This is a genomic window from Lysobacter korlensis (assembly GCF_042434515.1).
The window spans coordinates 129699-153802 of the sequence record NZ_JBHLTG010000001.1 but is presented as its reverse complement, the minus strand read 5'-3'; the positions used below and the strand labels follow the sequence as shown (position 1 = coordinate 153802).

Sequence of the window (24104 nt, the reverse complement as noted above, 5' to 3'; positions counted from 1 at the left end):
TGCGAAGCGGCAGCAGAAGTGGCGCGCCGGTGGATCCTCACGGCTCTACGTAGCGGGCGGTCTCGACGCGGGACGCTTGCGCCTGCGCCGGCCGTGCAAGCGCGGCCGGTCAGGCTGCCCGCCAGCTCGACGGGTCCAGAGGCGCGAGGCCATGCGCCTGCCGGGCCCGGTCGCATTGCGGGCTCGCCTCGCCATGCAGCCACGCCGGTTGCAGGTCGCGGCAGGGGCTGGGGCGCTGTGCGTAGATGCCGCAGTGCGCGTCGCGGCCGACCACGCCGCGCAGCGCCTGACAGCGCACGGGGGCGGAGTACGTACCGCGCATCACGACGCGGTGCGGGTCCAGCGGTTCGGTGAGCTCTGCCGGCGTGTGCAGCTCGAGCGACGGGTCGGTCTCGCTCCAGTGGAGCACGACCCGGTACGCCGCGCAGCAGGCGCCGCAGGACAGGCACGGGTGGACAGCCATGGCAGCGGGATCGGCGGGGGTCTTGAAGGAAACGGGACGAGGTAATGCAGGGCGCGGCCGCGAGCGACGCGGCCTGCGCAGCGGGCGTGCGGTCGTGGTGCTCAGCCGGCGCCGCAGCACTTCTTGTACTTGCGGCCGCTGCCGCAGGGGCAGGGTGCGTTGCGGTCCGGCGTCGCTGCGCGACGGATCGGCTCGCGCGGCGTGAGCGCGTCGATGCGGTGGTGGTGCAGGTCGGCGAGCATGGCAGGCAGGCCGGCGATGATCTCCAGCCGCTCGCGGTAATCGACAGGCGCCGGCGGCTGGGTCGGGTCCTCGCCGATCACCTCACCACTGACGAGGCGGTCGAGCAGCGCGAAGATCTCGTCGATCCAGTCGTGCTCGTCGAGCCAGGCCTCCCACTGCGCTTCGCGCAGCTCGACGCCGCGGAAGAAGCCCAGCGCCCAGTCGTGGCCGACGTCGAGCTCGTCGGGCTGTTCGGCCTCGGCCTCCTCGGGCAGCCACAGCAGCGGCGCGAGGTGGTCGGGGATGTCCTCGCCTTCGAAGCGCGCGCGTGCGGTGACCATGTTCCAGTGGCCGAGCAGCAACGCTTCAACCTGGGCGCGCTCGTCGGCATCGCGCCAGCGCGGCGGGGTGCCCCAGACCTGCGGTTCCCACTCCGACATCGGCACCGTGTCGGGCCCGACCGCGAGCGCGGAGAGGTAGCCGTCCAGCGCCTCGAGGTTGAAGCCCTTGAACGGCACCGCGCGCTGCTCGAGCAGTTCGGCGAGGCGTTCGATCTGGTCGTCGTCGAGGTGGCTGGGAGCGTTCATGGCGGCACCGGCGGGGAAAGGCGTGCATGGTAGTCGGCGCGGCTGCGATGCGCAGGTCGAAGCGGCCGTCGTGTCCGCTGGGCTTCAGCGATGCCGCCGGCAGCGGGGATCGCCGTACCATGCCGCGCCTGCCGACGATGCCTGCCCCGATGACCGCCTGCCCCTGCTCGCCCGATCGTGCGTACGACGCCTGCTGCGGCCGCTTCCATGCAGGCGAGCCAGCGCCGGATGCGCAGGCGCTGATGCGCTCGCGCTACAGCGCGTTCGTGCGGGGTGACGCCGCGTACCTGCTCGCGAGCTGGCATCCCGACACGCGGCCGGACGCGCTCGATCTGGACCCGTCGATGCGCTGGCTCGGTCTCGACGTACGCCGCCACGTCGCCGAAGGCGATGCGGCGACCGTCGAGTTCGTCGCGCGCGCCCGCAGCGGCGGCGCACCGGCAGTGCGGCTGCACGAAGTCAGCCGCTTCGTGCGCGAAGGCGGGCGCTGGTATTACGTCGATGGTGAGTTCCCCGCCGGCGCCGGGCGCTGAAACAACAAAAGGGCGCGACGTTGCTGTCGCGCCCAAGTCCGTGCGTGGACCGGAGAGAGGGAGTCAGCGCACGGCGAAACCAGGGATTCGACGCAGGCGTCGCCTCCCGTGATCGGGTTGGACGTGGTGCCGGCCGGTCGCGTCCACGTCCACGTCCTTGCGATCACCGAACTCAAAACCCGCAAAGCTACCGAACGCCGCCGGAGCGGCGGCGACGCGGGTGTGGGTCACGATTGATCGCGGATCGGGCATCGGCGGCTCAGGCGTCCGGTGGGGCATCAGGCAGCAGCAGGATCAGGCCCGGGTAAATGAGTTCGGGATCATCCAGCCGGTCACGGTTCGCATCGAAGATCAGCGGCCAGCGGCTCGGGTGGCCATAGACGCGCCGCGCGATCGCCGCAAGCGTGTCGCCGTGCTCGACGCGGATCGTGCGGCGTGCAGTGTCCGACGCGGTCAGCGGTGCACCGCTGCTGCCGCCTTCGAGCTTCGACGAGTCCGGGCGCAGGCTCGGCACGGTGTCGCTGCTGCTGCCGACGTTCGATAGATCCAGCGGGCGCGACGCGCTGCTGCCGGACCCGGTCGGAGGCTGCGAAGTGCCGGGAGGACGGTTCTGGTTCATGGCGTTGTCCCCTTTTGACAAGGCCACCATCGCACCCGCCTCGTTAAGCAGTGATCGGGCCGGCGTGAAGCCGTCCGCACATCACGCGCAACGTTGCCGACTTACTGCCGCTCGTCGCGCCCCGCGTGCGGCATCGCAAAGCCCGGCGTCGCACGCCAGGGATTGATGTCGAGCCCGCCCCGGCGCGTGTAGCGCGCTTCGACCGACAGCGCTTCGCAGCGCGCGTGCTGCATGAGGTCGAAGAAGATGCGCTCGACGCATTGCTCGTGGAATTCGCAGTGGTCGCGGAACGACACCACGTAACGCAGCAGGCCTTCTCGGTCGATGCGCGGGCCGCGGTAATGGATGCTCACCGTTGCCCAGTCGGGCTGGCCGGTCACCGGGCAGTTCGACTTCAGCAGCGCGCTGGCCAGCGTTTCCTCGGTGCTTTCCCCGCCGGCCTTCAGCAGCTGTGCATTCGGCGGGCCGTACTGGTCGATCGTGATGTCGAGCCCGTCGACCAGCTCGGCCGGCACGCCGCGGTCGATCGCGGGCAGGCCGAACGCGACATGCACCGGTGCGCCGGCGGCCTTGGACAGGTCACGCGTGATCGTCGCGCGCACCGCTTCGGCGCCGTCGAAGCGGCTTGCGTTGAACGAGTTGAGGTACAGCTTCAGCGACTTCGACTCGACGAGGTTCGGCGAGTTGGCCGGCACCGTGAACGTCGCGGTCGCCACGCGTGGCTTGCCGCGCCCATCGAGCCACCCGAGTTCGTAGGCATTCCAGCGGTCACTGCCGATGAACGGCAGCGCGCCATCGTCTAGCCCGAGTTCGCGGCGCCCCTGTGCACGCGCGATCGGATACAGCAGCGCGGCGTCATACGCACGCGGGTAATCGACCGTGCGGCCGAGCGGAAGGTCTTGGGTGCTCATGCCGCGATTATCGCGCGGCCGGGCCCCGTGCAACGCGCCGCCCGCTACGCATCGCGGCGCAGCGGGCGACGGTGGTCATTGCTGCGTTCAGCCGCCGGCCGCGCTCGCCGTCGCGTTGGACTTGCCGTGCAGGTAATCGAGCGAGACCTGCAGCATCGTGCGCACGCCGACATCCAGCGCGGCTTCGTCCAGCAGGAACTTCGGCGAATGGTTGCTCGGCGCCTTCAGCGGGTCGATGCCTGGCGAGGTCGCGCCGACGAACCAGAACATCGAGGGCACTTCGCGCGCGTAATAGGCGAAGTCCTCCGCGCCCATCTGCAGCGGCGGCTCGATCACCTTGTCCGCACCGAGCGCGGCGACCAGGCTCGACCGCATGCGCGCGGTCAGCTCCGGGTCGTTGACCGTGACCGGGTTGCCGGCGCCGTCGGGCACGCTGGCCTCGGCGCTCGCCCCGTGCGCGGCCGCGACGTGCGTGGCGACGTTCGCGAGGTCGGTGTGGATCGTCTTGCGCACGCCTTCGTCGAACGTGCGGATCGTGCCGACCAGTTCGACCTCGTCGGGAATGATGTTGTAGCGGATGCCGCCGTGGATCGAGCCGAAGCTCACCACTGCAGGCAGCTTCGCGATATCGGTGCGGCGGCTGACCACGGTCTGCGCGCTGCCGATGATGTCGGCCGCGGCCGCGATCGGGTCGATGCCGCCCCACGGCCGCGAGCCATGCGTCTGCCGGCCCTTGACCTTGATCGTGAACTTGTCCGACGCCGCCATCAGCGGGCCGCCGCGCACCGCGACCGTGCCGACCGGCAGCGTCGAGAACACATGCAGGCCGAACATCGCATCGGGCTTGAAGTCCTTGAACAGGCCTTCTTTCAGCATCAGCGATGCGCCGCCTTCCTCACCGGCCGGCGCGCCTTCCTCGGAGGGCTGGAACACCAGCATCACCTGGCCCGGCAGATCCTTCTTCATCGCGACGAGCGCCTTCGCGACGCCGAGCAGGATGCCGGTGTGCGCGTCATGGCCGCAGGCATGCATCACGCCGGTGGTCTGGCCTGCGAACGTGGTGGTGACCTTCGATGCGAACGGCAGGTCGGTCTGCTCGGTCACCGGCAACGCGTCCATATCGGCGCGCAGGGCGATCTTCGGGCCGGGCTTGCCGCCTTCGATGATCGCGACCACGCCATGCTTGGCGATGCCGGTGCGCGGCTTCAGGCCGAGCTTGCGCAGTGCGTCGGCGACCGTTGCGGCGGTGCGCTCCTCGCGGTTGGACAGTTCGGGATGCGCGTGGAAATCACGCCGCCACGCGACCACCGCATCGCGCACCGCGCCCGCGGCAGCGTCGACTTCAGGGCGTTGCTGCGCTGCCGCGCTCGGGGCAAGCGCGCCCAATGCACAGGCGAGCAGGACGGGGGAAGCGAGGGGGCGGGACAGGCGCATGGGCGAACTCCGGAAGGCTTCGCCCGATGCTAGCGCCAGTGCCGCGCCCGCGACATTGCCCGGGCAGGTGGCTGCACGCGGCAACTTGAACGCGTACAGGCCGCTTTCGCGAACGGATCACCCCGGCCCGGCGAGCATCGAAGGCCCGCCCGAGATCGACCCATGTTCCCGTTCGGAGACCGAAAGGCGTCGTCATCGAAGCACGTCCCGGCCGCGCTGAAGGCCGCGCTGCAGTCGTCCGCACTGCCGCTGGATGTCCACGGGCAGGACTTCGATCCTTTGCTCGAGCGCATCGGTGACGCGCCGCTGGTGCTGATCGGCGAGGCCTCGCACGGCACGCACGAGTTCTACGAGTTGCGCGCGCAGATCACCCGCCGCCTGATCGAGGAAAAAGGCTTCACCGCGGTCGCGGTCGAGGCTGACTGGCCGGACGCGTACCGCGTGAACCGCTACGTGCGTGGCGAGTCGCCCGATGCCGATGGCCGCGCCGCGCTCGGCGACTTCCAGCGGTTTCCGACCTGGATGTGGCGCAACACCGAGGTGCTGGGCTTTGTCGAATGGCTGAAGCAGCACAACCGCGGCCGCGTCGATGGCGACAAGGTCGGCTTCTACGGCCTCGACCTGTACAGCCTGCACAGCTCGGTCGACGCGGTGCTCGATTACCTGCAGGAAACCGACCCCGACGCCGCGCAGCGCGCCCGCCATCGCTACTCGTGCTTCGACCACTACGGCGAAGACCCGCAGGCGTATGGCTATGCGGCGAGTTTCGGCCTGGGCGAGTCGTGCGAGGACGAGGTCATCGCGCAGCTGACGGAGCTCAGCCGCCGCGCCGCCAAAGCCGGCGACAGCGACGACGAGCTGTTCTTCGCCGAACAGAACGCGCGTCTGGTCGCGAATGCCGAAGCGTATTACCGCAGCATGTTCCGCGGCCGCGACGAGTCGTGGAACCTGCGCGACACGCACATGATGGAAACGCTGCAGGCATTAATGCAGCGCGGCAGCGGTGATCGGCCGGCGAAGGTCGTGGTGTGGGCGCACAACTCGCACCTGGGCGATGCGCGTGCGACCGAGATGGGCCGCCGCGGCGAGCTCAACCTCGGCCAGCTTGCGCGCCAGCACTACGACACGCAGGCGGTGCTCGTGGGGTTCAGCACCTACACCGGCACCGTGACCGCGGCCGACGACTGGGGCGACCCGGCCCGGCTCAAGCGCGTGCGTCCCGGACTGGACGGCAGCTACGAAGCGCTGTTCCACGAGATCGGCCGGCCCGCGTTCCAGCTGCGGCTCGATGATCCGTCGCTGGAAGAGTTGCAGACGCCGCGGCTGCAGCGCGCGATCGGCGTGATCTACCGGCCACAGACCGAACGCCTGAGCCATTACTTCCATACCGCGTTGCCGAGCCAGTTCGACTGGATGATCCATGTCGATACCACCCGCGCGCTCGAACCGCTGGAACCGGGCCACCAGTGGACGCCCGGCAACGAGCCGCCGGAAACCTTCCCGAGCGGGCTGTAGCGTCGCCGAGCCGCGCAGGCTTTACCCGGTTGCCGCCTCGACAAAGGCGCGGGCAAGCGCGGCCGGACTCGTGCGCAGGATCGTCGGGTTGAGCTGAAGCCCGAATGCGCCGGTGTCCGGATGCGGCGGTGGCAGCACGATGCCGCGTTCGGCCAGCCGTGCGGCGAATGCATCCGGCGCGACACCGCTCACAGTGAGGTAGAAACGACTGGTGCCGTTCGGCACGCGCTCTGCCTTGAAGCGGCGATCGGCGGTGAGCTGCGACAGCCATTGCTCGGCGGCCTGCCAGGCACGGGCGTAATCGTCCTCATAGCGCTGCAAGTGCTGCGGCACCAGCGCGACCTGCGGCCAGGCCTGCGGCAGTGAACCGCCGAACATGCGCCGCTCGTGGAACAGCCCGTCGATGAACGTCTTGTCGCCCGCGAGGATCGCGCCCGATGCGCCGTTGAAGTGCTTCCACAGCGATACATAGACGGTATCGAACAGCGCCGCGTGCTCGCGCAGCGTGCGCTTGGAATGCAGCGGCAGGTTGAACATGCGCGCGCCATCGAGGTGCAGGCGGATGCCGTGCGTGCGCGCGTAGTCGCATACGCGTTCGAGCTCGCGCATGTCGACCATCTCGTGGTCGCGCCGGCGCACCGGGTTTTCGATCGAGATCACGCCCACGCGCGTCTCCACGCGGCCACTCGCCGTGCGTTCGACCCAGTGCTTCACCTCGTCGAGTGCGATCGTGCTGCGGCCGGCGGCGAGCGGGATCAGGTTCAGACCGCTGAGCGTCTGCAGACAGTCGCCGCTGTCGTTGTAGAGGTGGCTTTCGGCCTGCACCAGCACGCGCCGATCCGTGCCAGCGAGTTTGCGCACCGCGAGCTGGTTCGCGAGCGTGCCGGTCGGCACGAACAGCGCCGCCTGCTTGCCGAGCCGCTGCGCGAACGCATGTTCCAGCTCGGTAATGAACCCGCCCCTGGAGTAGTAGTCCGGCGTCAGCGTGGCCGCGGCCTGCTGCAGCGCGGCGGCGTACTCGCGCGGGTCGAGCCCGAGTCCGTCGGAGACGAAGTTGACCGCTTGCGGCGCGGACCCATCGGCCGTGGCGCCGGCTGCACCGAACGCGTGCGCGAGCACCGGCGTCGCCGCTGCAAGGCCGCCCGCGGCCAGGAACTGTCGACGATCCATGTATGTCCCCCGAAGACGAGCGCTGATGCTGGGGCGCCGCCGGGCGCGGGTCAACCGCTGGCCGGTGCGCGCTGACCCAGACGACCACGACCGCCAAAACACCGCCGCCATGCATCGCGGCACGCGCATCGCGTGACCGTGCGTTGATCGGCGCAGGCGTAGGGTCGGGTCGACGCTGCGCGGCGCTGCATCGACCGCGCCGCGCGTCTTCGAAGCGACTACGAGGCGATGCCCATGCACCCGGAACGTAAACACCTCGGCGCAGGCCTGCTGATCGGCATCATTGTGACGCTGCTCGCGCTGCTGCTGATCGCGCTCACGGTGGCCTATACCGGCGCGTACAACGTGGCCGCCAGCCGCGACCACACCGCAGGCGTGCACTGGCTGCTCGATACGACGATGCGTTCGTCGGTGCGTTCGCGCGCGCCCGAGGTGGCCGACACGCAGTGGCTCGCGCGTGCGGATGTGGCTGCCGGTGCCGGCGAGTACAAGGCGATGTGCGAGCACTGCCACGGCGGCCCGGGCGCTGATCCAGCCGAATGGAGCCGCGGCATGCTGCCGCGTCCGCCGCTGCTCGTCGAGGAAGCGGACGAGTGGGAGCCGGGCGAGGTGTTCTGGATCGTCAAACACGGCCTGAAGTACACCGGCATGCCGTCGTTCGGCGAAACGCATGACGACGCCACGCTGTGGAACATCGCCGCGTTCGTCGAGCGGCTGCCGGCGATGACGCCGGAGCAGTACCGCGCATTCGGCCCGGCGCATGCGCATGGGCCGCAGAAGGCGAGCGACCCGCATGGCGGCGCAGCACCCGCAGGCGCGCCGCATGCACACGGCGCTGCATCGGAGCAGGCACCGGCCGACCCGCACGATGCGCCGCACGAACACGGCCCCGATTCCGCCGAAGACCACCACTGAACCCGCACGGAGGCGCTCGCATGCAGATGTCCTACTGGCGCTTCGCCGCGATGATCGCCACCTCGACCGTGGTGATGTTCGGGTTGATGTACCTCACCACGTATGCGATCGACCACGTGTTCTGGAGCGAGACGCGCGCGTGGATGGCGCTGCTGATGGGTGCGACGATGGCCGCGATCATGCTCGGCTTCATGCTGAGCATGTACACGCGGCGTGCGCTCAACATCGCGATCTTCGCCGGAAGCGTGGTCGTGTTCGCGCTGGCGCTGTGGCTGGTGCGCAGCCAGTCCACGGTGAACGACGTGGACTACATGAAGGCGATGATTCCGCACCATTCGATTGCGGTGATGACCAGTGAACGCGCGCAGATCACCGATCCGCGCGTGCGCAAGCTTGCCGACGAGATCATCGCCGCGCAGCGCCGCGAGATCGCCGAGATGAAATACCTCGTCGCGCAGATCGAGTCCGGCGCCGGTGAAGTCGAAGCGCTCGACGAAGCCGCCGCGGCGCCGCGTGTCGTGCCGGCGCATGAGGCGATGACGCAGGCGGAAATCGCGAAGACCGACCTGGCCGAGCTTGATCAGGCCGAGATCGAGAAAGTGCTCGGGCGCGGGCCGCATTGCAGCTTCCGCTACTCGCGCGCGGCCGGCCCCGTGGCCGCGTTCACACCGGCCGGCGGTGTCATCAAGCTGCACGGTCGCCTGGTCGAGTTGGACAGTGCGATCGATCCGAAGCAGGACCTCGCGAACGGTGTGGTGCTGACCGCCGATGGCGTGAGGCTGCGCATCGATCCGCACGCGGGCGCACCGGCCAAGGCCCTGAGCGGACTGACGGTGCACGAGGCCGATGCGGTGCTGACGCTGGCTGCGGGGCTCGACGTCGGGTACCGCGGTTATTACGGCTGCGCCTCGCGCGCAGACGCCGCTTCGTCGACGCGCTAGCACGCGCTCGAAGGTTCGCCATCGGCGCGGTTTCGAAGCAAGGCCACTGGATTTCTTGCGAATTTTACGCCCCGGCCGCTGCAGCAATCAGGGCCTCGGCGTTCGCGCCGCTCACGGACGGGCTTAGCACCACGATCACATCGAAGTCATCCGGGCTTTCGCCGCAGCCGCCTACGGTGGGATGTAACTCAGGTGGTTTTCCCCGCACCGCGGCGCCGCAGCGCCTCGCGTCATGCGGGACGGTACCGCCACCTGCCCCCCCGCTACAGGAGTGCGCGCAATGCAGACAATGGAATCCAACACCTCACAGACCGGGTCAGACAATTTGCTGGCCGACCTCATGATCGGCGCGGTCGCTGGCGCCGCCGCGATCTGGGTCATGGACCGCGTCGACTGGTTCAACTTCAAACACGAGAGCGACGAAGCGCGACGGCGCACCGAGTCGGTTCGCCCGCGTGGCAAGCCGCCGGCCGAAGTGATGACGATCCGTGCCGCCGAGCGCCTGGGCTCGAATCCTTCGCCGCAGCAGATCAAAAAGGTCAGCAAGGCCGTGCATTACACGCTCGGCATCGGACCGGCGATGCTGTACTCGGCCTTCCAGTCGCGCTACCCGATGATCACCAAGGGCCGCGGCGCGTTGTTCGGCACCGGCGTGTTCCTGCTGCACGACGAGGGGATGAACCCGCTGATGGGCTGGTCCGCCAAGCCCACCGCCTACCCGTGGCAGGCCCACGCCCGCGGCCTGGTCGCGCATCTGGTCTACGGCCTTGTGACCGATGCGCTGGTCCGCAAGATGAAGGGCCGGCGTAATGCGTCGCTCCAGAATGCCGAGGACATCGAAACGATCGGCTCGACGACCGCGGTGATGTCCGTGTCCGAAACGGTAGTGGTCGCCGACCAGGACGAGGCGACGATCCTGACCGCGGACGAGACGCTCGTGGCCGGGTTCGAACCGGTACCGCCGCAGCCGTCGAGCGGCGCCGGGATCGGTTCGCGCACGCTGTAAGCGGCAACGCGGGGCAGGGTCGCGATGACGCGGCCCTGCGTCCCGATCGCCGGCGCCTGCACGCGCAGCCCCGGCCAGTCCTGCGATGACGCCAGCGCCCGCCAAGGGGGCTGGCGTTTCGCGCTGTGCCGCGCAGCACCGGGGCCCGTCCGGCCCGGCGCCGTTGACGCGGCTGCAGTGCCTGGCCTCACACTGCATGCCCACGACCGCAGCCCGGAGCCGCCATGAAACCCGCCCGCATCGCCCTGGCGTTGAGCGTCATCGCGGCCATCGTGCTGCTGGTCGCCGGTCCCGGTACGCGGCTGGACGCCTGGCATTTCGGCATCGGCCTGCAGATGCTGCGCTGGGCCGCCTACCTGGGCCTTGCGGGTGCCGCAGTTGCGATCGTGCTGCTGCTGATCCCGAGCCAGCGACGTGCGAGCACCGGCGCGCTGCTGCTGGCGGCCGTGCTCGGCGTCGCGGTCGCGGCCGTGCCGTGGATGTTCATGCGCCAGGTGAAGTCGGTGCCGCCGATTCACGACATCACGACCGATACGCAGCGCCCGCCCGAGTTCCTCGCGGTGCTGCCGCTGCGCAAGGATGCGACCAATCCGGTCGCCTACGGCGGGGCGGAGATCGCGCAGCAGCAACAGGCCGCCTATCCCGACCTGCAACCGCTGCGCCTCGAGGCGCCGCCAGCAGCGGCGTTCGACCGCGCACTGCAGGCGGCGCGTTCGATGGGCTGGGAGATCGTCGCGGCCGACCCGGCGACCGGCCGCATCGAAGCGACCGACACCACGTTCTGGTTCGGTTTCAAGGACGACGTCGTGATCCGCGTCGAGGCCGACGGCGCCGGCAGCCGCATCGACGTGCGTTCGCTGTCGCGCGTCGGCGGCAGCGATGTCGGCGCAAACGCCAAGCGCATCCGCGCGTACCTGGACACGCTCGGCGGCTGAGTCGCGGGCCCGCGCAGTGCATTGCCGCGGCCTCGTGCAAAGCGGGGTCACGGCAAATCGCCGAGACTTCGGGGCTGTCCTTTGCCGGAGCCCGTATCCATGTCCTACGTCCGCTGCCTGCGCGGCCTTGCGTCCGGAGCCGAGTACTCGGCCGACGTGCCGATGAACCTCGACCCGGTCGACGGCCGCCCGGTCGAAATGGTGCTCGACCTCGAACGCCTCGCCGCCGAGCAGCCCGACGCGCGCTGGTACAACCCGGCGCGGCAGGACCTGTGGCGCTTCGGCGGCCTGATGGCGCTGGACGTCAACGACCCCGCCGACGCCGCGCACATCGTGCCGATCGGTGGCGGCGCGACGCCGCTGCTGGATTACCGCCATCACCCGCTCGCCGCGCAGGCCGGCCTTGCGCTGCAGGTCAAGGAAGAAGGCAAGGCGCATCCGGGCTTCGGCGCCAATCCGACCCAGAGCTTCAAGGACCGCGGCATGGCGATGGTCGCCGCGCAGGCGCGCCGGCTCGGGCTGAACCGGCTGTCGGTGCCGACGCAGGGCAACGCCGGCGATTCGCTGACCCGCTACGCGCTCGAGGGCGGGCTGTCGGTCGCGGTCGCGATGCCGCCCGACACGCCGATGCCGATCCTCGGCAGCGTCGCCGCCGCCGCGCAGCAATGGCCGGACCGCGTGAAGCTCGAACTCGTCGGCCCGACGATCCGCGAGGCCGGTGCGTACCTGAAGCAGCACTACGTGCCGCAGGGCTACTTCTCGGTCGCGACGTTCCAGGAACCGGGCTGGCGCATCGAAGGCAAAAAGTCGCTCGGCCTCGAGCTTGCCGAGCCGGCACCGGGCGAGACGCGCTGGTCGCTGCCCGATGCGGTGATCTACCCGACCGGCGGCGGCACCGGCGTGCTCGGCATGTGGAAGGCCTGGGACGAGCTCGAGGCGCTGGGCCTGATCGATTCGCGCCGCCCGCGCATGCTGTGCATCCAGAGCGCGCAGACCACGCCGCTGGTGCGCGCGTTCGATGAGGGCGCCGACGACACCACCGCGCTCGACGCGGGCCAGACGGTTGCGTTCGGGCTCAACGTGCCCGGCGGCGTCGGCCATTTCCGCGTGCTGCAGATCATCCGTCAAAGCGGCGGCGCCGCGGTTGCGGTTGAAGAGGCCGACATCGCCGCCGAGCTCGCGCGTGTGTGGCAGCAGACCCACTGGTGGATCAGCCCCGAAGGCGCGGCCTGCCTCGCGGCGATTCCCCAGCTGCTCGACCGCGGCCTGCTGCACCGCGGCGAACGCGTCGTTGCGGTCAACACCGGCTCGTCGGAGAAGTACCTGCCGGCGCTGCGGCACCTGATGTAAGCGCGGCGCGGGCCGGTTTCGACACCCGCCCGCGCACGTGCGACGCTCGCGCTTCCTCCCTCGATCGGCACGCCGATGAACACGACCGCGTCCCGTCCACCGCTGCATGGCGAAGCCGCGCTCGTGCGTGTGCTCGGCCCGTTCGCGCTCGGCGCGGCGATCATCAACATCATCGTCGGCGCCGGGATCTTCATGCTGCCGGCACTGCTGATCGCGCGCATGGGCGAGGCTGCGCCGGTCGCGTTCATCGCCGGCGCGCTCGCGATCGTGCCGGTCGCGCTGTGCTTTGCGGCCGTCGGCAGCCGCGTGGTCGCCACTGGCGGGCCGTACATGTACGCGGCCACCGCGTTCGGCCCGTTCGCGGGCTTCATCGCCGGTGCACTGATGTGGATCAGCAACGTCTCGTCCAGTGCCGGCGTCGCCGCCGCGCTGGCCGAGCAGGCCGGCAATGCCTGGCCGGTGTTCGGCGAAGGCATCGCCCGCACGTTGCTGCTGGTGACCACGTATGCCGCGCTGTTCGCGCTCAACGCATTCGGCGTGAAGCTCGGCTCGCGCACGATCAACGTGCTGGCCACGCTCAAGCTGCTGCCGCTGTTCGCGTTCGCGCTGATCGGGCTTGCGTTCGTCGACTGGGGTCGCATCGACTGGGCCACGCCGCTGACCTCCGATGCGGCGACCTGGAGCGCGCTCGGCGCATCGATGGTGTTCGTCGTGTTCGCGTATTCGGGCATGGAAACCGCGCTGATCCCGGCCGGCGAGCTGCGTGACCCGTCGCGGCACGTGCCGCGCGCGACGCTCGGCGCGATCGCGCTCGTGGTCGCGCTCTACGTCGGCATCCAGGTCGTCTGCCAGGGCGTGCTCGGGCCTGCGCTCGAAGGCAGCACTGCGCCGATCGCGCAGACCGCCGGTGCGCTGTGGACGCCCGGACGCGGGCTGCTGCTGGCAACCGCGGCGGTGTCGATGACCGGCTTTCTGATGGGCAACCTGTTCGCCTCGTCCCGGCTGCTGTTCGCGCTCGGCCGCGACGGCTACCTGCCGCGCGCATTCGATCGCGTCGATGCGCGTTACCGGGTACCGCGCGTCGCGCTGGCCGCGCACGCCGGCATCGCACTCGTGCTCGCGCTCGCAGGCAGCTTCGAAGCGCTCGCACTGGTGTCCGGCGGCGCGATCTGCCTGCTGTTCATCGCGGTCGCGCTGTCGGCCTGGCGCGCGCAGGCGCGTGGGCTGCGCGGCGCGGGCGAACCGTTCGTGCTGCCCGGCGGCCCCGCGATCCCGCTGCTGGTGATCGTCACGATGGCCGCGATCCTGGCGACGTTGAGCGCACGCGAATGGGGCGCGATCGGCGTGTCGCTCGTCGTGCTCGGCGCGATCTACGCGGCGCTGGTCGGCCTGCGCCGGCGCAAGCCCGCGGTCGACGTGCCGATCACGGACCGCTCGCGTCCGCCCCGCTAGCGTCGGACTCCGATCGGCCGCACGCGGCCGCTCGCGGATTTCTGGGAGACCGGCATGGACACATCGATTGGACGCAGGCGCTGGGCGATCGCCGAGGGCTACATCCCCGGCCACAGCAACGGCCCCGAGCCTGCGATGGAGAGCCACGAAACCTGCTGCATCCTCAACGCATCGGACCGCGATGCGCAGGTCACGCTGACGATCTATTTCGAAGACCGCGAGCCGGTCGGGCCGTATCGCCTGACCGTCGCCGCGCGTCGCACGCGCCACCTGCGCTTCAACGAGCTCACCGATCCCGAGCCGATTCCGAAGGAAACCGGCTACGCGAGCGTGATCGAGTCCGACGTGCCGATCGTCGTGCAGCACACGCGACTGGATTCGCGTCAGGCCGAGAACGCGCTGATCACGACGATCGCGTTCGCCGCCGATTGATCCGCCGGCCGCACTGCGGCCGCGTGATCGCCTTATTCGTCCTGTGACCGGCCGCGGTGGCCCGGCGGCAGCGTGAGTTCCTCGTGGCGCAGCCAGCGGTAGCCGTAGCCATCCATCTCGATGCGCAGCGGTGAGCCCTCGATCGGCGGATACGGCCGATCGCTGAGCACGTCGACCAGCGTGGTCAGATCGGGCGCATCGAATTCGAATGAGACCGGCTCGGCGCCGAGGTTCGTAAACAGCACCGCGACCGACCCGGTCTCGGGCTCGTCGTAGCGCACGCCGAACACCGACGGTGCATCGCATTTCGCAAGGCAGGCATCGCCGATCAGCTCACGCATGCCCTGGCGCGTGCGGATGAACGTCTGCGTCTGCGACAGCACCGAGCCGGGCACGCCGAGCTGGGCTTCCACGTTGACGCGCGCATATCCGTAGTCGGCGTCGTCGACCGGCGCGACGACGAGTTCATCGGCCGCGGCGGCGGAGAACCCGCCGTTGCGGCGGCGGCTCCACTGCATCGGCGTGCGCACCGCGAGCCGCTCGGGCCGCGCGAGGTCATCGCCCATGCCGATCTCCTCGCCGTAGCGCACGATCGGCACGCCCGGCAGCGAGAACAGCAGCGAGTGCGCCATCGCGATGCGGCGCGCATCGCCGCCGAGCATCGGTGCCAGCCGGCGTCGCACGCCGTGTCCGTAGATGCGCATGTCCTCATCGGGTGCGAATGCGGCCAGCACTTCCTTGCGTTCCTCGGGCTGCAACTGGTCCAGATCGAGCTGGTCGTGGTTGCGCAGCCACTGCACATGGCTGCAGAAGCCCGGCGCTGGCGAGCGCGTTTCGATCGCGTCGTTCAGCGGCTGCGCGCGACCGCGCGCAAGCGCGAGGAAGATGTGGTTGTTGAGCCAGAAATCGAGCAGCCAGGTCAGCCGGCGGCCGTCCTTGAAGTACTCCGAATACTCGTGCACGCCGACATCGGCCTCGCCCATCAAGATCGCCGACGGGCTGCGCTGGCGCACGTAATCGCGCATCTCGTTGAGCCACCACAGGCCGCCATCGCGCGGATCGGCGTTGCTTGCCGAGCGCATCATGTAAGACGCCGCATCGATGCGGAACCCGCACACGCCCAGGCGCAGCCAGAATCCCATGATCCGGCAGATCTCCTCGCGCACGCGCGGGTTCGCGATGTTGAGGTCGGGCTGGTGCGAATAGAACACGTGGCGGTAGTACTGCTGCGCCTGCTCGTCCCAGGTCCACACGCCGTCCTCGACGCCGGGAAACGCCGTGCTGACCCCGGTGTCGACCGGCTCGTCGGACCAGATGTAGTAATCGCGGTAGCGCGAGTTGCGATCGCAGCGCGCCTGCTGGAACCACGGATGCTGGTCGGAGGTGTGCTGGACCACGAGTTCGACCATCACGCGGATGCCGAGCTCGTCGGCGCGTTCCATCATCGCGATGAAATCGGTGATGTCGCCAAAGCGCGGATCGACGTCGAGATGATCGACCACGTCATAGCCGCCGTCGCGAAACGGCGAGCGGTAGAACGGCATCAGCCACAGGCAGTCGGCGCCGAGCAGGCGCAGGTGGTCCAGTCGTGAGCGCAGGCCGCGGAAATCACCGCAGCCATCGCCGTCGCCGTCTTTGAACAGCGACGGATCGACCTGGTAGATCGTCGCGTTGCGATGCCAGAGAACTTCCATCGTGACCGGGCGTTTGGAGTCGGCCCGGTTCTAGCAGACGCGACCGCAGCGCGCGGTGATGGCGCAACCGCACGCCGGCGTGGTCAGCCCCGGTGTTCGAGCGCGAGGTAGTCCGCCGATTGCATCTCGGTCAGGCGCGAGGCCGTGCGTTCGAATGCACCCCCGAGCCGGTCGCCGGCATAGAGCCGGTCCGGCGCGGCGGCCGCGGTGCAGACCAGGTTGACGTGACGGTCGTAGAACTCGTCGACCAGGTGCACGAAACGGCGTGCCGCATCGTCGTTGCGGCCGTCGAAACGCGGGATGCCGCCGACCAGTACGGTGTGGCACTCGGTCGCGATCTCGATGTAATCGCTCGCCGCGCGCGGGCCTTCGCAGAGCGCGGCGAAGTCGAACCACGCATGGCCTTCGGCGAGTGCGCGCACCGGGATCGTCCGGCCCTCGATCACCAGCGGACCGTCCACGCGCGGCGCGCCTGCGGTCAGCTCGATCCAGCGCGTGGCCAGCCAGGCCTCGGCCTGCTCGTCCAGCGGGGTGCGGTAGACCGGCGAGCGCGTCAGCGCGCGCAGGCGGTAGTCGTTCGCGCTGTCGAGGTGGACGATCGCGCAGTGCTGCTCGATCCGGTCGATCGCCGGCAGGAAGCGTTCGCGCTGCAGGCCGTGCAGGTAGAGGTTCTTCGGCTCGGTGTTCGAGCTGGTGACCAGCGCGACGCCTTCGGCGAACAGGCGTTCGAGCAGCCGGCCCAGCAGCATCGCATCGCCGATGTCGTTGACGAAGAACTCGTCGAGTACGAGCACGCGCAGGTTCTCGCGCCACTGCCGTGCGATCACCGAAAGCGGATCGCGCGCGCCGGCATGCGTGCGCAGTTGCGCATGCACCTCGCGCATGAAGCGATGGAAATGCGTGCGGCGCTTGTGTTCGATCGGCAGGCTGTCGAAGAACAGGTCGATCAGGAACGTCTTGCCGCGGCCGACGCCGCCCCAGAGATACAGCCCGGTCGGCGCCGGTGCAGGGCGGCCGAACAGCGCATCGAGCAGGCGCCGCCGCGGCGGCGAGACCAGTGCCTCGTGCAGCCGATCGAGCTCGCGCAGCGCCGGCTGCTGCGCCGGGTCCGGCGTCCAGTCGCCGCGCGCGACGCCGGCCGCGTAAACCATCGACGGCAGGCCGGTCGGGTTCTGCTCGGACGTCGATCCCGACGGGGCGCCCGGCGTCGTCGGTGGCGTGCGATGGCGGTGGCGCTGCTCGCTCATGGAAACGCCGCCTCGGGCAGGTGCGGCCGCACGCCGTTCTTGATCACCCCGCGCAGGTCCATCAGCTTGCGGTGGAAGAAGTGGCTGGTGTCGGGGATCTTCACCAGCTCCGGCGGATAGCGTAGCTCGCGCAGGCCGTCCAGCCAGTCGTAGACGGCCTGCGGGTCGACGATCTCGTCGGCCTCGCCCTGGATTACCAGCCACGGGCAGGGCGGCGGCGCGATCGACAGGAAGTCCCAGCTGCGCCCGGCCGGCGGCGCGATCGAGATCAGCAGCGACGGCGCGAGTTCGGCCGCCATGCGCAGCGAGACGTACGCGCCGAAGCTGAAACCGGCCAGCCACAGCTGCGCGTCGGGCCGCTGGATGCGCACCCAGTGCGCGACTGCGCGCAGGTCGTCAGCCTCGCCCACGCCTTCGTCGAACGTCCCCGCCGACGCGCCGACGCCGCGGAAATTGAAGCGCACGGTCGCCACGCCGCTTTCGCGCAGCGCACGCGCCGTCATCGTCACCACCTTGTTGTGCATCGTGCCGCCCTCGGTGGGCAGCGGGTGACAGACGATCGCGACGACCGGGCGCGCCGGCGCGTCGGCGTCGGGCGGTTCGACGCTGAGTTCGAGCGGGCCGGCCGGACCGTCGAGCGACAAGATCGCCGACTCGGCGGTGGGAAATGCGGGGAAGGTCATTCCGGCATGATACGGAGCGCAGTGAATGGGCCGTCAGCAGGCTGGAGCGAGGCGTGTGCTTGAAACGACGACGCCGCCCGGAGGCGGCGTCGGAAAAGCGCGGTTCGAAACCGGCTTACTGCAGGTTGGCGAGCATCCAGTCGACCGTCGCGGTCACCTGCTCGTCGGTCAGCGCCGGGTTGCCGCCCTTCGCCGGCATCACGCCGGCCGAGCCGGTGTAGCCCTCGATCGCGTGCCGGTACAGCACGTCGTTGCCCTGGGCGAGGCGACCGGTCCACTGCGCGCGCGCCATGGTCGGCGCGCCGCCCGCGCCCGACTTGTGGCAGCCGGCGCAGAGGTTGCCGAAGATCACCGAGCCGTCGAGCGTGCCGCCGTAGGCGACCTGCGACGCGGCAGCCTCAGCGGCAGCCTGTGCGGCGGCGGCCTGCGCAGCCGCGCCGGTCGCCCCCGCATACACCGAGCCCACCGGTGCGATGCGCTGGAACGTGCGCCGCGCGAACGAGACGTCGGCTTCCTGCGGCAGCGTGCTGTGCAGATAGGCCGCACCGAGGATCAGGCCGAGGGTGACCAGCATGAGGAAGCCGATCACCATCGAGAATTTCTTGAGGAACTCGAGGTCGTAGTTGCGCACGATCCACCTGTTGCACGCGCCGCAAGGCGCGCAATGCCGTCGTTGATCCCGCGCCGGCGGCGTCGGGTCGGTTCGGTCTCCCGCGGGCGGGCACGACCTAGCGCGGCAGTTTACCACCGACCGTGCGGCCCGATCACACACGGGCGGCTGGATTCAGGCCGGGGTGACCGCTGCGCCTTGCGCCTGCGGGGGGCTGTGTCTATAACCGGGGACTCACCGCGGTCGCCGGTCGGTGTCCAACCGCCCGCCGCGGGCCACCAACAGGGAGCTGGGCATGTCGCGCTGGACCACGCAGGAGCTGTGCAAATACCTGGAGGCCTCGTTCGGGGCCGGTCAGGTCGAGGAAGTGCCGACCGCCGACGGCGCGTTGCAGGTCACGCTGCCCGACTGCGGCGACCTCGGCATCACGATCGCGCTGACCGACCGGCAGGTGTTCGTGTCCACTCCGCTGGTCGAGGCCGAGCAGGTGCGTGACCGCGCCGGCTTCAACGAGGCGTGCATGCGCCTGAACCCGCTCAACCCGCTGTCGAACCTCGGCCTGACCACGATCAACGACCGCGACACGTACATCGTGTTCGGCGAACTGGCGCCCGACTCGACCGCCGAGCAGATCGAACTCGAAGTCCGCACGCTCGCCGACAACGCGATCGATGCGATCGAAGCCCTCAAGCCCTATCTGGTGTCCGAATGAGCCTGCTGCAGAAAATCCTCACCCTGTTCCGCGGTACCGCGCACGAGGCCGGCCAAGCCGTCGTCGACAAGAACGCGCTGAAAATCCTCGACCAGGAAATCCGCGATGCCGGCAACGACCTGGTGCGTTCGAAGGAAGAGCTGACCAAGGTCATGGCGCAGCGGCAGCTGCTTGCCACGCGCAGCGCCGACCGCCAGGCCAAGAAGGCCGAGTACGAGAACTACATCGCCGGTGCGCTGCGCCAGGGCAACGAAGCGCTCGCGCGCGAAGTCGCCGAGCGCCTCGCGACGGTCGAGACCGACCTCAAGAACGACGTGCAGACGCTGGCGCAGTACGACGACAGCATCCGCGCGCTGAAGACCGCGATCACCGAGACCGAGCGCAAGCTCGCGCGCGTCAAGCAGCAGGTCGACACGGTCAAGGCGACCGAGGCCGTGCAGCGCGCGCAGGGCGCAGTGGCCGCGCGGCATTCGGGTGCGAACGGCAAGGTCGTGACCGCGCTCGACTCGCTCGAGCGCATCCAGCAGCGCCAGGCCGAGCGCGGCGCGCGCATACAGGCCGCCGCCCAGCTCGAGGCCGAGTCCGGCGACAACGACCTCGACGCGAAGCTGGCCAGCGCCGGCCTGCTGCCGTCGTCGGGCAACGTCGACAGCATCCTCGACCGCTTCCGCGAGAAGCCGGCCGGCCAGCTCGGCCATGACCAGCAGGTGCTGACCGCGACGCTGACGCCGACCGAAGCCGACCGGGTGCGGCGCGAGTAAACCGGCAGGGCTGCGTCGGTGTTCGTACTCGGCCGCATCGTCCGCACGCTGCGCACGCACCTGCGCCGCGTCAGCTGGGCGGTGCTGGTCGCCGCGCTCGTGCTGCACATGCTCGGCAGCTGGCTGCTGCTGGCCGCGGCCGGTGAAGCCAAGCTGCTCGGGCTGGACGCCTTTCCGTACTGGTACATGACCACCGCGACGACGATCGGCTACGGCGACCTGTCGCCAGGCACGACCGCCGGCCGCTACGTGGTTGCGTTCTTCGTGATGCCCGGCGCGGTTGCGTTGTTCGCATCGGTGCTCGGCAAGAGCAGCGCGACGCTGCTGAATTTCTGGAAACGACATCAGGTGGGCCGGATGGGATACACCGACATGCGCGGCCATACGGTGCTCGTGGGCTGGCGCGGGCGCGAATCGGCGCGGCTCGTGCAACTGCTGCTCAGCGATTGCAGCACCGATGACGAAGGCATCGTGCTGATCGCCGAGGGCGTAGCTGAAAACCCGCTGCCCGACCGCATCCGCTTCGTCGCGGTCGAGTCGTATGCCGATTTCGACGGCTACCAGCGCGCCGCACTGACCCGCGCCGCGCGCGTAATCGTGCATTGCGGCAGCGACGACCAGACCCTCGCCGCAGTGTTTGCTGTGATGGCGCAGCTGGGGCCGACGCCGGCGGCGCACGTGGTCGCGCATTTCGATGGCGAGACCGCATCGCGGCTGGTGAACAGTCACTACCCGCGGGTCGAATGCACGCGGCCGCTGCATGTGGACGTGATCGCGCGTGCCGCGCAGGACGCCGGCAGTTCGCTGGTCGCCACGCAGTGGCTCTGCGCGGGTGGCGCCACGCAGTTCAGCCTGCCGATGCCGGACGGTGTGGCCTCGCTCGAAGCCGGGCGCCTGGCCGCTGCATTCCGCGCGCAGGCCGCGCTGTGGATCGGCTACCGCGCACCGGGCAGCGTCGATCCGGTGCTCAACCCCGGCGAGCAGGCGCAGGTCCCGGCCGGCTCGCTGCTGTACTACCTGGCCGACCGGCGCATCGATAGCGATCGCTTCGCCTGGCCGGCCCCTGCCGCGGAGGTCGCATGAACTGGCTGGACTGGATCCGCGGCCGCAATTCGCCGCCGCCGCTGCCGGACCGCAATGCCGCGCTGCCCGAGACGTTGCCGCTCGGCTTTCGCATCAACGGCCGGGTCGCGCTCGACACGCTGGTCTACCGTGCCCATCCCGAGGCGCTGAGCGCGAAGTTGCCGGAAGGCCACCAGGGCATTCCGTGCTACGGCCACATCGACCTCGGCGGCGGCCATGCGCTGCACCGCTTCTACCTCGACGACGATGCCTACGTGCAGGTCAGCACTGCTAATGGCGCGATCGAAGGCATCAAGGCGTTCGTGTTCGTCGACACGGTCAACCCGCAGAGCCAGCGCGAGTTCCAGGCGTTCGTCACCGGCCATCCGCACCTGGGCGCGCCGGAGATCGAGTTCGCCGGCCGCCGCTGGCACCGCGACTTCAGTGCCGACAGCGGCGGCGCGCGCATCCCGGCGGTGGTCTACGACGAAGTGCTGTTCCGCCACGACCCGCCGCGCCGCGACGACGACCTCACCCATTACGCGATGCTCTACCGCCGCCCGGTGCCCGAGCTCGACCGTGACGAGTTCCTGCTCGTCACCGCCGAGGACTACGGCCCGAACGAGTTCGTCATCACCTACGCGATCGGCCTGGACCTCAACACCGCCGACCTCGACATCACCTGACCGCCTTCGCACAAGGATCCGCCATGGACGCCCCGATCAACGCGCCGAGCTTCATCGATTTCCTCGCCTACCTCGGCACCGGTCTGGGCGTGCTGATCGCCGCGGCGGTGCTGGTGTCGCTGATCACGCCGCACAAGGAATTCGCGCTGATCCGCGCCGGCAACGCCTCGGCCGCGACTGCGTACGCGGGCACGCTGGTGGGCCTGGCGCTGCCGCTGCACGCGGCAATCCAGCATTCGGTCAGCCTGCTCGACGCGCTGATGTGGGGCGCGGCTGCCTGCGCGGTGCAGGTGGTCGCCTACCTGCTCGCGCGCGCGGCCTTGCCGCGGATCTCGCACGAGATCACCGATAACGTCATCGCCGGCGGCATCTTCGCGGCCGGCGTGTCGATCAGCGTCGGGCTGATCAACGCCGCGGCGATGACGCCGTAAGGAGGCTGCAATGAAGCGTTCGGGCAACCTGCGGCTGGTGCTGATGGCCGCGAGCGTGCCGGTCGTGCTGGCCGGCTGCGAGAGCGAGCCGACCGGCCAGGTGCTCTCGTCGGTCGAGCAGTGCCGGAGCCAGGACACCGTATCGGTCGAGCAGTGCGAGCAGGCCTATCTCGCTGCGCGCGCCGAACACGAGCGCATCGCACCGCGCTTCGAAAGCCGCGTTGAATGCGACCAGCAGTTCGAAAACTGCGTCGCGGTCGAGGAGGGCGGCCAGACGGTCTACCACCCGCCGATGGGCGGGTTCCTGATGGGGTATCTGATCGGCAGCGCGCTGAGCCCGCGCGGCTATTACCCGGTCGGCGCCGCATCGCCGCTGTACCGCGATTACCGCGGCGGCTACTACAAGCCCAACGGCGACTTCGCCGGCAACCGCATCGGCAACGTCAGCGGCAGCAAGGGCAAGGTCGCGCTGCCGGCGCGTGCGGTGACCGTGTCCCGGTCGGGTTTCGGTTCGAGTGCGACCGCGCGCGGCGGCTTCGGCAGCGGCCGCGGGGTCGGCGGCTGATGCGACGCATCGCGATCGCACCGCGCCCGGACTGGCGCACGCAGGCCGAGTCGCTGGGGTTCGTCTTCCATACGATCGACGGCGCGCCGTACTGGGACGAGTCGGCGTATTACGCGTTTACGCTGCGCCAGATCGAGGACGACCTCGAGACGCCGACCCAGCAGCTGCACGACATGGCGATGGCGCTGGTCGACGAGGTGGTCGGCTCCGAGCAGCTGCTCGAGCGGCTGGCGATCCCGCGCGCGTTCTGGGACTGGATCGCGACCTCATGGCGCGAACGCGAACCGCACCTGTACGGCCGCATGGACCTGGCCTACGACGGCACCGGCCCGGCCAAGCTCTACGAGTTCAACTACGACACGCCGACTTCGCTGTATGAAAGCGCGTATTTCCAGTGGGTGTGGCTGGAGCAGCTGATCGCCAGCGGCGCGCTGCCGGGCGATGCCGACCAGTACAACCGCGTGCAGGAAGCGCTGTGCGAGACATTCGCCACGCTCGCGCGCGAGGGCCGGATCGGCACGCCGGTGCATTTCGCGGCGGTCGAGCATTCGGCCGAGGACCGCGGCACGGTGCGCTACCTGCGCGACTGCGCCGAGCAGGTCGGCATCGAGACGATCGAGCTGGCGATCGAGCAGATCGGCATGAGCGCAGACGGTTACTTCACCGACCTCGACGACCGCGTGATCCGCACGCTGTTCAAGCTCTATCCGCTGGAATGGATGTTCGTCGAGGAGTACGGGCCGAAGCTGCAGGCGTCCGGCGTGCAGCTGATCGAGCCGGCGTGGAAGGCCGTGCTCAGCAACAAGGGCGTGCTGCCGCTGCTGTGGGAGCGCCACGAAGGCCATCCGAACCTGCTGCCGGCGTTTTTTGACGACGGCGCGCCGCTTGCGCCGGGCTGGGTGCGCAAGCCGCTGTTCTCGCGCGAAGGCGCAAACGTCGAACTAGTGCAGCCCGACGGCACCCGCATCGCAAGCGAAGGCCCGTATGACGATGCGCCACGCATCCGGCAGGCGTTCCATCCGCTGCCGTGCTTCGACGGCCAGTATCCGCTGGTCGGCAGCTGGGTCGTGGCTGATCAGGCCGTCGGCATCGGGTTGCGCGAGGACGCAGGGCTGATCACCCAGGACGGCTCGCGCTTCGTGCCGCATGCGATCCTCGGCTGAGGCAA

At 69.6% G+C, this 24104-nt stretch carries 26 protein-coding genes; 16 read left to right on the top strand and 10 right to left on the bottom strand.

The genetic code is table 11. From position 1 onward, the window contains the following. Positions 1–109: 109 nt before the first annotated feature. Together ACFFGH_RS00710 and ACFFGH_RS00705 are read right to left on the bottom strand one after the other, a co-directional pair. Entirely contained in the window at positions 110–463 is a 354-nt protein-coding gene (locus tag ACFFGH_RS00710; RefSeq protein ID WP_386663984.1) for a YkgJ family cysteine cluster protein, read from the bottom strand. A 101-nt stretch (positions 464–564) separates the two neighbouring features. Beyond that, positions 565–1272 (bottom strand): UPF0149 family protein, encoded by a 708-nt coding sequence (locus tag ACFFGH_RS00705; RefSeq protein ID WP_386663983.1) that lies wholly within the window; start codon positions 1270–1272, stop codon positions 565–567. Between the two features lie 149 nt (positions 1273–1421). On the opposite strand from ACFFGH_RS00705, the gene ACFFGH_RS00700 reads away from it, so the two are divergent. Continuing rightward, complete coding sequence (locus ACFFGH_RS00700) at positions 1422–1805, top strand: YchJ family protein (protein WP_386663981.1); 384 nt, start codon at positions 1422–1424, stop codon at positions 1803–1805. Positions 1806–2064: 259 nt separating this feature from the next. Here ACFFGH_RS00700 and ACFFGH_RS00695 read toward each other — a convergent pair whose 3' ends face one another. The 3 genes from ACFFGH_RS00695 to ACFFGH_RS00685 all read right to left on the bottom strand — a co-directional run bounded on the left by ACFFGH_RS00695 (position 2065) and on the right by ACFFGH_RS00685 (position 4769). Beyond that, complete coding sequence (locus ACFFGH_RS00695) at positions 2065–2424, bottom strand: LysM peptidoglycan-binding domain-containing protein (protein WP_386663979.1); 360 nt, start codon at positions 2422–2424, stop codon at positions 2065–2067. Positions 2425–2525: 101 nt separating this feature from the next. Then, positions 2526–3335, bottom strand: a complete 810-nt coding sequence (gene queF, locus ACFFGH_RS00690) for an NADPH-dependent 7-cyano-7-deazaguanine reductase QueF (RefSeq protein WP_386663978.1) — start codon at positions 3333–3335, stop codon at positions 2526–2528. 87 nt (positions 3336–3422) lie between these two features. Then, positions 3423–4769 (bottom strand): amidohydrolase, encoded by a 1347-nt coding sequence (locus ACFFGH_RS00685; protein WP_386663976.1) that lies wholly within the window; start codon positions 4767–4769, stop codon positions 3423–3425. A 162-nt stretch (positions 4770–4931) separates the two neighbouring features. Between ACFFGH_RS00685 and ACFFGH_RS00680 the strand changes: the two genes are divergently transcribed. After that, positions 4932–6284: an erythromycin esterase family protein gene (locus ACFFGH_RS00680; protein WP_386663974.1), complete on the top strand. Its 1353-nt coding sequence runs from the start codon at positions 4932–4934 to the stop codon at positions 6282–6284. A gap of 21 nt (positions 6285–6305) precedes the next feature. Here ACFFGH_RS00680 and ACFFGH_RS00675 read toward each other — a convergent pair whose 3' ends face one another. Then, on the bottom strand, positions 6306–7454 hold the full coding sequence (locus ACFFGH_RS00675) for a threonine aldolase family protein (protein WP_386663972.1): 1149 nt from the start codon (positions 7452–7454) through the stop codon (positions 6306–6308). A gap of 234 nt (positions 7455–7688) precedes the next feature. Here ACFFGH_RS00675 and ACFFGH_RS00670 point away from each other — a divergent pair, with 234 nt between their 5' ends. The 7 genes from ACFFGH_RS00670 to ACFFGH_RS00640 all read left to right on the top strand — a co-directional run bounded on the left by ACFFGH_RS00670 (position 7689) and on the right by ACFFGH_RS00640 (position 14485). Next, entirely contained in the window at positions 7689–8369 is a 681-nt protein-coding gene (locus ACFFGH_RS00670) for a c-type cytochrome (RefSeq protein ID WP_386663971.1), read from the top strand. 20 nt (positions 8370–8389) lie between these two features. Then, positions 8390–9310: a DUF305 domain-containing protein gene (locus tag ACFFGH_RS00665; RefSeq protein WP_386663969.1), complete on the top strand. Its 921-nt coding sequence runs from the start codon at positions 8390–8392 to the stop codon at positions 9308–9310. Between the two features lie 280 nt (positions 9311–9590). After that, on the top strand, positions 9591–10316 hold the full coding sequence (locus tag ACFFGH_RS00660) for a DUF1440 domain-containing protein (protein ID WP_386663968.1): 726 nt from the start codon (positions 9591–9593) through the stop codon (positions 10314–10316). 224 nt (positions 10317–10540) lie between these two features. Beyond that, complete coding sequence (locus tag ACFFGH_RS00655) at positions 10541–11251, top strand: DUF1499 domain-containing protein (RefSeq protein WP_386663967.1); 711 nt, start codon at positions 10541–10543, stop codon at positions 11249–11251. 99 nt (positions 11252–11350) lie between these two features. Further along, positions 11351–12601 (top strand): threonine synthase, encoded by a 1251-nt coding sequence (locus ACFFGH_RS00650; protein ID WP_386663966.1) that lies wholly within the window; start codon positions 11351–11353, stop codon positions 12599–12601. A gap of 75 nt (positions 12602–12676) precedes the next feature. Continuing rightward, positions 12677–14053 carry an APC family permease gene (locus ACFFGH_RS00645; RefSeq protein ID WP_386663965.1) on the top strand — a complete coding sequence of 459 codons (1377 nt, stop codon included), beginning with the start codon at positions 12677–12679 and terminating at the stop codon, positions 14051–14053. 54 nt (positions 14054–14107) lie between these two features. Then, positions 14108–14485: a sensory rhodopsin transducer gene (locus tag ACFFGH_RS00640; protein ID WP_386663963.1), complete on the top strand. Its 378-nt coding sequence runs from the start codon at positions 14108–14110 to the stop codon at positions 14483–14485. A gap of 32 nt (positions 14486–14517) precedes the next feature. On the opposite strand, the gene ACFFGH_RS00635 is transcribed toward ACFFGH_RS00640, so the two are convergent. The 4 genes from ACFFGH_RS00635 to ACFFGH_RS00620 form a co-directional block, all read right to left on the bottom strand. Then, complete coding sequence (locus ACFFGH_RS00635; protein ID WP_386663961.1) at positions 14518–16179, bottom strand: alpha-amylase family protein; 1662 nt, start codon at positions 16177–16179, stop codon at positions 14518–14520. A gap of 83 nt (positions 16180–16262) precedes the next feature. Continuing rightward, entirely contained in the window at positions 16263–17330 is a 1068-nt protein-coding gene (gene zapE, locus ACFFGH_RS00630; RefSeq protein WP_386667265.1) for a cell division protein ZapE, read from the bottom strand. Positions 17331–17422: 92 nt separating this feature from the next. Further along, complete coding sequence (locus ACFFGH_RS00625) at positions 17423–18109, bottom strand: alpha/beta hydrolase (protein WP_386663960.1); 687 nt, start codon at positions 18107–18109, stop codon at positions 17423–17425. 115 nt (positions 18110–18224) lie between these two features. Next, positions 18225–18740, bottom strand: a complete 516-nt coding sequence (locus ACFFGH_RS00620) for a c-type cytochrome (RefSeq protein WP_386663959.1) — start codon at positions 18738–18740, stop codon at positions 18225–18227. 274 nt (positions 18741–19014) lie between these two features. On the opposite strand from ACFFGH_RS00620, the gene ACFFGH_RS00615 reads away from it, so the two are divergent. From ACFFGH_RS00615 to ACFFGH_RS00585, 7 genes are read left to right on the top strand one after another with little or no spacing between them, the layout of a single operon-like run. Beyond that, entirely contained in the window at positions 19015–19431 is a 417-nt protein-coding gene (locus tag ACFFGH_RS00615) for a YjfI family protein (RefSeq protein WP_386663957.1), read from the top strand. Continuing rightward, positions 19428–20192, top strand: a complete 765-nt coding sequence (locus ACFFGH_RS00610) for a PspA/IM30 family protein (RefSeq protein ID WP_386663956.1) — start codon at positions 19428–19430, stop codon at positions 20190–20192. Before ACFFGH_RS00615 ends, ACFFGH_RS00610 begins: the two co-directional genes overlap by 4 nt. Positions 20193–20210: 18 nt before the next feature. Beyond that, positions 20211–21275, top strand: coding sequence for a potassium channel family protein (locus ACFFGH_RS00605; RefSeq protein WP_386663955.1), 1065 nt, complete (start codon positions 20211–20213; stop codon positions 21273–21275). After that, the gene (locus tag ACFFGH_RS00600; RefSeq protein ID WP_386663953.1) at positions 21272–21940 is read left to right on the top strand and encodes a DUF2491 family protein; all 669 of its coding nucleotides are present in this window, start codon (positions 21272–21274) and stop codon (positions 21938–21940) included. Before ACFFGH_RS00605 ends, ACFFGH_RS00600 begins: the two co-directional genes overlap by 4 nt. 23 nt (positions 21941–21963) lie before the next feature. Beyond that, positions 21964–22371, top strand: coding sequence for a DUF350 domain-containing protein (locus tag ACFFGH_RS00595; protein ID WP_386663952.1), 408 nt, complete (start codon positions 21964–21966; stop codon positions 22369–22371). Between the two features lie 10 nt (positions 22372–22381). Continuing rightward, positions 22382–22936 carry a DUF1190 domain-containing protein gene (locus tag ACFFGH_RS00590; protein ID WP_386663950.1) on the top strand — a complete coding sequence of 185 codons (555 nt, stop codon included), beginning with the start codon at positions 22382–22384 and terminating at the stop codon, positions 22934–22936. After that, positions 22936–24099 carry a glutathionylspermidine synthase family protein gene (locus tag ACFFGH_RS00585; RefSeq protein WP_386663948.1) on the top strand — a complete coding sequence of 388 codons (1164 nt, stop codon included), beginning with the start codon at positions 22936–22938 and terminating at the stop codon, positions 24097–24099. The genes ACFFGH_RS00590 and ACFFGH_RS00585 overlap by 1 nt, the downstream gene beginning before the upstream one ends. Positions 24100–24104 lie beyond the last annotated feature (5 nt).

What these genes read in the sequence shown, in the direction of transcription:
- ACFFGH_RS00710 (WP_386663984.1), bottom strand. Translation starts at nt 463, where the DNA reads ATGGCTGTCCACCCGTGCCTGTCCTGCGGCGCCTGCTGCGCGGCGTAC.
- ACFFGH_RS00705 (WP_386663983.1), bottom strand. Translation starts at nt 1,272, where the DNA reads ATGAACGCTCCCAGCCACCTCGACGACGACCAGATCGAACGCCTCGCC.
- ACFFGH_RS00700 (WP_386663981.1), top strand. Translation starts at nt 1,422, where the DNA reads ATGACCGCCTGCCCCTGCTCGCCCGATCGTGCGTACGACGCCTGCTGC.
- ACFFGH_RS00695 (WP_386663979.1), bottom strand. Translation starts at nt 2,424, where the DNA reads ATGAACCAGAACCGTCCTCCCGGCACTTCGCAGCCTCCGACCGGGTCC.
- queF (WP_386663978.1), bottom strand. Translation starts at nt 3,335, where the DNA reads ATGAGCACCCAAGACCTTCCGCTCGGCCGCACGGTCGATTACCCGCGT.
- ACFFGH_RS00685 (WP_386663976.1), bottom strand. Translation starts at nt 4,769, where the DNA reads ATGCGCCTGTCCCGCCCCCTCGCTTCCCCCGTCCTGCTCGCCTGTGCA.
- ACFFGH_RS00680 (WP_386663974.1), top strand. Translation starts at nt 4,932, where the DNA reads ATGTTCCCGTTCGGAGACCGAAAGGCGTCGTCATCGAAGCACGTCCCG.
- ACFFGH_RS00675 (WP_386663972.1), bottom strand. Translation starts at nt 7,454, where the DNA reads ATGGATCGTCGACAGTTCCTGGCCGCGGGCGGCCTTGCAGCGGCGACG.
- ACFFGH_RS00670 (WP_386663971.1), top strand. Translation starts at nt 7,689, where the DNA reads ATGCACCCGGAACGTAAACACCTCGGCGCAGGCCTGCTGATCGGCATC.
- ACFFGH_RS00665 (WP_386663969.1), top strand. Translation starts at nt 8,390, where the DNA reads ATGCAGATGTCCTACTGGCGCTTCGCCGCGATGATCGCCACCTCGACC.
- ACFFGH_RS00660 (WP_386663968.1), top strand. Translation starts at nt 9,591, where the DNA reads ATGCAGACAATGGAATCCAACACCTCACAGACCGGGTCAGACAATTTG.
- ACFFGH_RS00655 (WP_386663967.1), top strand. Translation starts at nt 10,541, where the DNA reads ATGAAACCCGCCCGCATCGCCCTGGCGTTGAGCGTCATCGCGGCCATC.
- ACFFGH_RS00650 (WP_386663966.1), top strand. Translation starts at nt 11,351, where the DNA reads ATGTCCTACGTCCGCTGCCTGCGCGGCCTTGCGTCCGGAGCCGAGTAC.
- ACFFGH_RS00645 (WP_386663965.1), top strand. Translation starts at nt 12,677, where the DNA reads ATGAACACGACCGCGTCCCGTCCACCGCTGCATGGCGAAGCCGCGCTC.
- ACFFGH_RS00640 (WP_386663963.1), top strand. Translation starts at nt 14,108, where the DNA reads ATGGACACATCGATTGGACGCAGGCGCTGGGCGATCGCCGAGGGCTAC.
- ACFFGH_RS00635 (WP_386663961.1), bottom strand. Translation starts at nt 16,179, where the DNA reads ATGGAAGTTCTCTGGCATCGCAACGCGACGATCTACCAGGTCGATCCG.
- zapE (WP_386667265.1), bottom strand. Translation starts at nt 17,330, where the DNA reads ATGGTTTACGCGGCCGGCGTCGCGCGCGGCGACTGGACGCCGGACCCG.
- ACFFGH_RS00625 (WP_386663960.1), bottom strand. Translation starts at nt 18,109, where the DNA reads ATGACCTTCCCCGCATTTCCCACCGCCGAGTCGGCGATCTTGTCGCTC.
- ACFFGH_RS00615 (WP_386663957.1), top strand. Translation starts at nt 19,015, where the DNA reads ATGTCGCGCTGGACCACGCAGGAGCTGTGCAAATACCTGGAGGCCTCG.
- ACFFGH_RS00610 (WP_386663956.1), top strand. Translation starts at nt 19,428, where the DNA reads ATGAGCCTGCTGCAGAAAATCCTCACCCTGTTCCGCGGTACCGCGCAC.
- ACFFGH_RS00600 (WP_386663953.1), top strand. Translation starts at nt 21,272, where the DNA reads ATGAACTGGCTGGACTGGATCCGCGGCCGCAATTCGCCGCCGCCGCTG.
- ACFFGH_RS00595 (WP_386663952.1), top strand. Translation starts at nt 21,964, where the DNA reads ATGGACGCCCCGATCAACGCGCCGAGCTTCATCGATTTCCTCGCCTAC.
- ACFFGH_RS00590 (WP_386663950.1), top strand. Translation starts at nt 22,382, where the DNA reads ATGAAGCGTTCGGGCAACCTGCGGCTGGTGCTGATGGCCGCGAGCGTG.
- ACFFGH_RS00585 (WP_386663948.1), top strand. Translation starts at nt 22,936, where the DNA reads ATGCGACGCATCGCGATCGCACCGCGCCCGGACTGGCGCACGCAGGCC.